The sequence below is a fragment of the Halobacillus sp. genome, assembly GCF_049282395.1.
Classification (GTDB): domain Bacteria; phylum Bacillota; class Bacilli; order Bacillales; family Halobacillaceae; genus Halobacillus.
Window position 1 is genome coordinate 1 of the sequence record NZ_JBAPTY010000414.1, and the last position, 6,530, is coordinate 6,530.

Consider the following 6,530-nt stretch of genomic DNA (forward strand, 5'->3'; position numbering starts at 1 on the left):
ACTGTATATGATGTGGTGGTGAAGGCGAAGAGGTCACACCTGTTCCCATGCCGAACACAGAAGTTAAGCTCTTCAGCGCCGATGGTAGTCGGGTCGATCCCCGTGAGAGTAGGACGCCGCCACGTCAATAGTTAACCTTAGAATAAGTTCTAAGGTTTTTTTGTATCTTTTTTTATGATAGATGTATATAAATGATAGATTCGGAGAAACTAGAAATAGATATAGTACTTGGTTAACAGATTAGAAGGAAGCAGGGAGGAAATTTGAATGAGTCGTAAAGAGTGCTGCAGCATATGTTCGAAAGAAACGGAAGACGGCATATTTTTATTAAGAGTTTATATTTGTGCTTCATGTGAGAAAGAAATGATAGAGACGTCCACCGACAACCCTAAATACCAGTTTTTTGTAAATCAGATGTCTAAAGCTCATCGGTCCATGATCCTGTCTTAAGACAAGTTTAGCAGCTATGAGAGAATCACTTCATTTAGGATGAGGTGATTTTTTTATGGACGAATTGCTCCAGCTCCGGGTTTTCTGTACGATAGGATGAGAGATTAAAAAAGTAGGTGAATACGAGTGCACGATCAAAGTCAAACGCCGCTTTACGATGCGTTAATTCATCATATGAAGCAGGATCCTATTACCTTTCACGTCCCAGGCCATAAGTTTGGAAAGGTATGGCCGGACAAAGGTCAAGAGAGTTTTAATTCAATTTTATCCATAGATGTCACTGAAATTGACGGACTTGATGATTTACACTCTCCTGAAGGAGTAATTGCTGAGGCACAGAATTTAGCCAGCCGTTATTTCGGCAGTGATGAGTCCTTTTTTTTAGTAAATGGAAGTACGACGGGAAACATAGCGATGATTCTTGCTATATGTCAACGTGGAGATACGATTATTGTGCAAAGAAACAGTCATCAATCAGTGTTACATGGAATCGAACTGGCAGGGGCTTCTCCTGTTTTTATTTCTCCTGAATTTGAAGTGGAAACCGGGCGGTATAGTAAGCTTTCGGCAGAATCTGTTCAACATGCCATTACCATGTACCCTGAAGCGAAGGCTGTATTTTTAACGTACCCGGATTATTTTGGGCGTACATATGATTTAAATCGAGTCGTGGAAACCATTCAAGCGCATAACATTCCAGTGCTGGTCGATGAGGCGCACGGAGTCCATTTTCAGTTGGGAGATCCTTTTCCAACTTCCGCTTTACGCTCTGGGGCTGATGCGGTTGTTCAATCTGCCCACAAAATGGCTCCAGCTATGACAATGAGCTCGTTTCTACATTGCCAAAAAGATCGCTTCCCGGTTTTTAAATTAAAGCATTATTTAAAACTTCTGCAATCGAGCAGTCCATCTTATCCGTTGATGGCAAGTCTTGATCTAGCCAGATATTTTTTAGCACAGCGAACGGAAGCCGAATTACGATCCACTCTGACTTTTATTCATGAAGTAAGAGAGATTTTTAAGAAAGCAAGCAGCCGGTGGGAAGTAAAGCCACTTTCTGTCTATGATGATCCTCTTAAGATGACATTAGAAACCAGGGAGCTTACCGGTTTTGATATAGCTCAAGTATTGGAGAGTCTCAAAATTTATCCCGAACTTGCTACTTCCGATCAAGTATTAATAACGTTCGGGTTAAGTCCTTACTTGGATGCGGAACTCTTAAAACAGCGCCTGGATGATGTAGATTCGCAATTAAAAAACAAAGAAAAGCGTGCTACAATAAAAATAGAACAACCATCGTTTCCTAAAATTCAAACCTTAGATATAAGCTACGCTGATTTAGAAGATCGTCTATCAGAATGGGCTGACTGGTCTAAAGCTGTGGGTTACGTATCAGCTGAAGATGTCATTCCATATCCTCCGGGAATCCCTTTACTTATGAAAGGGGAGCGTATATCTAACCATCATAGAAAACAAATCCAGTCGCTTCTGGGGCAAGGAGCCCGTTTTCAAAATGAAAGAATTGGAGAAGGAGTACGAGTGGTTAAAGGAGAATTGTCGTGAAGGGATTATTTGTAACATTTGAAGGCGGAGAAGGAGCAGGAAAGTCTTCCATGCTGCATGCCATTGGAAAAGAATTGAGTGAAGAAGGGTACCAGGTGCTTGAAACAAGGGAGCCGGGCGGAATCGAAATCGCTGAAAAGATCAGGCACGTGATTTTGGATACTTCTCACACAGCCATGGACGCTCGTACAGAGGCGCTTCTATACGCAGCAGCACGAAGACAGCATTTAGTAGAAAAAGTAGTGCCAGCGCTGCAGGAAGGAAAAATTGTGTTATGCGACCGCTTCATTGATTCCAGTTTAGCCTATCAAGGGTATGCGCGAGGGCTAGGCATGGATGAAGTGTACAAAGTAAACGATTTTGCCATTGAAGATTGCATGCCTGAACTTACGCTTCTTTTTGATATAGAACCGAGTGAAGGACTGAGCCGGATTGCAGCCAACAAAGGAAGAGAGCAGAATCGTTTAGACCTCGAGGAAATAGATTTTCACCAAAAGGTTCACGATGCTTACCACCAATTGGCGGGCAAGTATCCAAACCGTATTAAAGTGATTAATGCCGGGCAGCCTTTTGATAAGGTGAAAACAGCAGCTTATCAAGTTCTTCGCACCCGTCTTCCCTCAGCTAAATAACTAATTTTGTTATAATGATATAAAACACCCAACAGGAGGGTTCGATCCAATGAAAATGATCATTGCGGTTGTCCAGGACAAAGATAGTAATCGTTTGACCGATGCTTTAGCAGAGAACGATTTTAAAACCACTAAATTATCCACGACAGGTGGTTTCCTAAGAGAAGGAAATACCACATTTATGATTGGTTGTGAGGACGGAGAAGTGGACGATGCTCTGGACATCATAAGAAATAACTGTAGTCAGCGTGAACAAATGGTAGCGCCTATTTCTCCAATGGGAGGCAATGCCGATTCCTATATACCAAAGCCTGTAAAAGTAGAAGTCGGTGGCGCTACGGTCTTCATTTTACCTATCGATTCTTTTTTCCAGTTTTAACGTAAAGGAGCCGCCTTACATGAAAATCACCCATGATATGCGAACTCAAATGGAGTCTGCCCAAAAGCTAGCGGCCCAACAATCACAAGGCAGACCAAGATTTGATCAACTTGTTCAATCCCAGACCAGGCAGCTTCAAGAAGTTCAGCTAAACCAGCTGATCAAAAGTATAAATGCTCAAGGGGAGCGTGTAGCCCGGTTTCGTTCCTTTCGGGACCTGGCTAAATATAAGAGACTGATCAAGGATTTCGTCAAAGAATCCGTCAATTATGGAATGAACTTAAAACACTCCCACAGCTGGAATCAGTATGGACAAACCAGGAAACTAACTCTCGTAGAGTCAGTAGATGTAAAATTAGCCGAGCTGACGGAAGCTGTGATGGATGAGGAGAAGAAAACAATCGACTTACTGGGGCTTATTGGAGAGATTAAAGGTCTGCTCATTAATTTATATACGTAAGGACGGACGAACACTATGCAGACATGGACAGAAATGAAAGAAATTCAACCTTTAGCTGCTCAGATGCTAATGAACAGCTTTCATAAGGACCGTATTTCGCATGCCTATTTATTTCAAGGAAATCGCGGGACCGGTAAAAGGGAAATGAGTATTCTTTTTGCTAAAAGTATCTTCTGTAAATTTCGTGAAGGGGCTGCTCCCTGTCAGTCATGCCGGGACTGCAAAAGAGTAGATTCAGGAAATCATCCAGATCTTCATTGGATTGAACCGGATGGCCAATCCATTAAAAAAGAGCAAATCCTTCATCTTCAGAAAGAATTCACTTATACCGGGCTGGAATCTAATCGAAAAGTTTATATCATCGTAGATGCCGATCGGATGACTACCAATGCTTCCAACCGTCTATTGAAGTTCCTGGAAGAACCGAGCCAGCAGACAACCGCTATGCTGCTTACCGAAAGCGGCCAGACCATGCTGGACACGATCCGATCACGTTGTCAGCTTCTCGCTTTTCAGCCTCTAAATCCAGAACGAGTGGAGAGTAAACTTATAGAAGAAGGCGTGTCTCAATCAAACGCAAAAATATTAGCTTCTTTAACAAATAATTTAACGGAAGCTATGGAGATTAATGACGATGATTGGTTTGCTAATGTGCGAAAATTAGTGATACAATTAATTGAAGTGCTTCAAAATAAACCAAATGAAGGACTTCTATTTATCAACCATCAGTGGATGCCTCACTTTAAAGAGAGACAACAGCTACAGCGCGGTCTTGATGTCTTAATGCTCTGGTTCCAAGATGTAATTAACTTTTATTTGGACCGGGAAAATTCCATCGTCTTTACAACGGAACAGGAGAAATTAGAGCAGGCGGCCATGAGGTGGTCGAGGCAGTCAGCAGCGCAGTGTTTGTCCTATATCCTTGAGGCGAAACGAAAGATAAATCAAAATGTCCATCCTAATTTAGTGATGGAACAACTTACCCTTCAACTACAGAGGTGATGATCCGGATGATCGAAGTTGTAGGTGTCCGATTTAAACAGGCGGGAAAAATTTATTATTTTGACCCTGGACAGTTAAAAATGACCACAGAGGATTATGTAATTGTCGAAACCGTGCGCGGTATTGAATTCGGAAAAGTTGTCATTGCTAATAAATCCGTAGATGAAGAAGACGTAGTCTTACCACTTAAGAAAGTCATTCGTATTGCGGATGATAAGGATAAGGTGACGGTGGATGAAAACAACGACAACGCTGCAGAGGCTTATCGTGTCTGCGAAGCGAAAATCCGTGAACATAAATTGGACATGAATCTTGTAGACGTAGAATATACGTTTGATCGTAATAAAGTAATTTTTTATTTTACAGCCGACGGCCGAGTTGATTTCCGAACGTTGGTTAAAGACTTAGCTTCCGTGTTTAAAACCCGGATAGAACTGCGCCAGATTGGAGTCCGGGATGAAGCCAAAATGCTTGGTGGTATCGGTCCATGCGGACGCATGCTATGCTGTTCAACATTTCTGGGTGATTTTGAACCTGTATCCATAAAAATGGCGAAAGACCAGAATCTCTCGTTAAATCCGGCGAAAATTTCAGGATTGTGCGGGAGGCTCATGTGCTGCCTTAAGTATGAAAACGACGATTATGAAGCTGCTAAGAAGGAGCTTCCCGATTTAGGCGAGAACATTTCTACTTCCTTTGGGAAAGGGAAAGTCGTCGGTTTAAATATGCTGGAGCGCATGGTCCAGATTGAATTTAGAGAAAAAGAACGTGTTCTTGAGTACTCCTTGCAGGAATTAATTGATGAAGGAGTCGTCCAAACCGAAGCCGCAGAATAAGAGGGTGGAGTCAAGCGTGAATAAAAAAGCTATATTCGAACATGTATCCCATTTAGAATCTCAAATAGGAGAGCTTTATGAACAGCTCGGTGATCTGAAAAAACAGCTCGCTTATCTACTAGAAGAAAATCAACATTTATCGCTTGAAAATCATCACTTGCGGCAGCGTTTAGACAAAGAACATGAAGCAGAAAAGCAAAAAGCCTCTTCAGGCACTAAGCAGGAACGCGGTCCTGCTGTAGGCGAAGGTTACGATAACCTGGCCAGGCTTTATGAAGAGGGGTTTCACATTTGTAATTTACACTTTGGAAGCCCGAGAGATGAAGACTGCTTATTTTGTCTCTCCTTCTTAAATAAGAAAAAATAATCCCAGGTCCAAGCCTTTCCTTGCTCTTCCAAGGAAAGGCTCTCTTTATATTAAGGTCTGTTAAATCTAGTTGTTGATTTCATAAGAGACTTATTAAAGTATAGGGTCGGTTACTGTAAGACTCAGTTTTGAGATATTTTGAGTCCGTTGCCCAAAATAGATAAGGGCGGCTACGGAAACAACTCGCTTTCCTGCGGGGGAACTGGCAAGCCTCCTCGTTCGTTTCACTCCCTGCGGGGGCTCGCCTAGCTCCTTCTCCCGCGGGAGTCTCGTCGCTTCCTTCGCCACCCTATGATTGAAGAGTGGACCGAACCCTTCTATAGGCGCTAGAGGTGTGCTTGCTCCGCCTCAAATGCTTCTATAGCGGGGATTATTTACACGTACACTCTTATTGTTATAAATATCTCCATCATAAACCGGCGAGTTTCGAACAAGATTTCGAGCACAATATAGCAAGGTCCGGAGGGGAACGATGAGACTCCTGTGGGATAAGCATGATCGGTGAGACCCCGGAAAGCTTTAGCTTGAGGAGGCTCAGCACATGCCCACGGAAAGCGAGTCGTTCCCCGCAGGACCTACCCCTCTCACTAGATATCTCGAAACTGAGTCTTCCAGTATCGGGAGCTTTTCTTTAAAAATCAACACGGAGAATTAACTGAGCTTTATATTAAATAAAAAATGTCCATGATAAGCTTATTAGGAAGATCTATGATAATGAAAATCTGATTAACTTCCATACGTTAGAAAGGAAACAAGCATGATGGTACAACTATATGATGACGAACGAATTGACTTTTTATTAGCAAAACAAAATATGAGAATCATTCAAAGTCCGACGGTA

At 42.4% G+C, this 6,530-nt stretch carries 8 protein-coding genes and 1 rRNA gene; all 9 read left to right on the plus strand.

Annotation, left to right across the window (positions count from 1 at the left end; all coding sequences use genetic code 11):
- The first annotated feature begins 11 nt into the window (after positions 1 to 11).
- The 9 genes from rrf (at position 12) to yabA (ending at position 5,689) form a co-directional block, all read left to right on the plus strand.
- Positions 12 to 125 (plus strand): 5S ribosomal RNA (gene rrf, locus WAM07_RS17290).
- 142 nt (positions 126 to 267) lie between these two features.
- Positions 268 to 450 (plus strand): sigma factor G inhibitor Gin, encoded by a 183-nt coding sequence (locus tag WAM07_RS17295; RefSeq protein ID WP_422168638.1) that lies wholly within the window; start codon positions 268 to 270, stop codon positions 448 to 450.
- 126 nt (positions 451 to 576) lie between these two features.
- Positions 577 to 2,013 (plus strand): aminotransferase class I/II-fold pyridoxal phosphate-dependent enzyme, encoded by a 1,437-nt coding sequence (locus tag WAM07_RS17300; protein WP_422168639.1) that lies wholly within the window; start codon positions 577 to 579, stop codon positions 2,011 to 2,013.
- A complete protein-coding gene (tmk, locus tag WAM07_RS17305) occupies positions 2,010 to 2,645 on the plus strand; it encodes a dTMP kinase (protein ID WP_422168640.1) in 636 nt (211 codons plus the stop codon). The genes WAM07_RS17300 and tmk overlap by 4 nt, the downstream gene beginning before the upstream one ends.
- Before the next feature lie 49 nt (positions 2,646 to 2,694).
- Positions 2,695 to 3,024, plus strand: coding sequence for a cyclic-di-AMP receptor (locus tag WAM07_RS17310; protein WP_422168641.1), 330 nt, complete (start codon positions 2,695 to 2,697; stop codon positions 3,022 to 3,024).
- A gap of 19 nt (positions 3,025 to 3,043) precedes the next feature.
- Positions 3,044 to 3,484 carry a YaaR family protein gene (locus WAM07_RS17315; protein ID WP_422168642.1) on the plus strand — a complete coding sequence of 147 codons (441 nt, stop codon included), beginning with the start codon at positions 3,044 to 3,046 and terminating at the stop codon, positions 3,482 to 3,484.
- Between the two features lie 15 nt (positions 3,485 to 3,499).
- Positions 3,500 to 4,486 carry a DNA polymerase III subunit delta' gene (gene holB, locus WAM07_RS17320; RefSeq protein WP_422168643.1) on the plus strand — a complete coding sequence of 329 codons (987 nt, stop codon included), beginning with the start codon at positions 3,500 to 3,502 and terminating at the stop codon, positions 4,484 to 4,486.
- 8 nt (positions 4,487 to 4,494) lie between these two features.
- Positions 4,495 to 5,322, plus strand: coding sequence for a PSP1 domain-containing protein (locus WAM07_RS17325; RefSeq protein ID WP_224895964.1), 828 nt, complete (start codon positions 4,495 to 4,497; stop codon positions 5,320 to 5,322).
- 16 nt (positions 5,323 to 5,338) lie between these two features.
- Positions 5,339 to 5,689: a DNA replication initiation control protein YabA gene (gene yabA / locus WAM07_RS17330; RefSeq protein WP_041601128.1), complete on the plus strand. Its 351-nt coding sequence runs from the start codon at positions 5,339 to 5,341 to the stop codon at positions 5,687 to 5,689.
- The last annotated feature ends 841 nt before the right edge of the window (positions 5,690 to 6,530 follow it).

Bases quoted from the DNA above. Each gene is read 5' to 3' on its own strand.
- WAM07_RS17295 (WP_422168638.1), top strand. From the start codon at position 268: ATGAGTCGTAAAGAGTGCTGCAGCATATGTTCGAAAGAAACGGAAGAC.
- WAM07_RS17310 (WP_422168641.1), top strand. From the start codon at position 2,695: ATGAAAATGATCATTGCGGTTGTCCAGGACAAAGATAGTAATCGTTTG.
- WAM07_RS17315 (WP_422168642.1), top strand. From the start codon at position 3,044: ATGAAAATCACCCATGATATGCGAACTCAAATGGAGTCTGCCCAAAAG.
- holB (WP_422168643.1), top strand. From the start codon at position 3,500: ATGCAGACATGGACAGAAATGAAAGAAATTCAACCTTTAGCTGCTCAG.
- WAM07_RS17325 (WP_224895964.1), top strand. From the start codon at position 4,495: ATGATCGAAGTTGTAGGTGTCCGATTTAAACAGGCGGGAAAAATTTAT.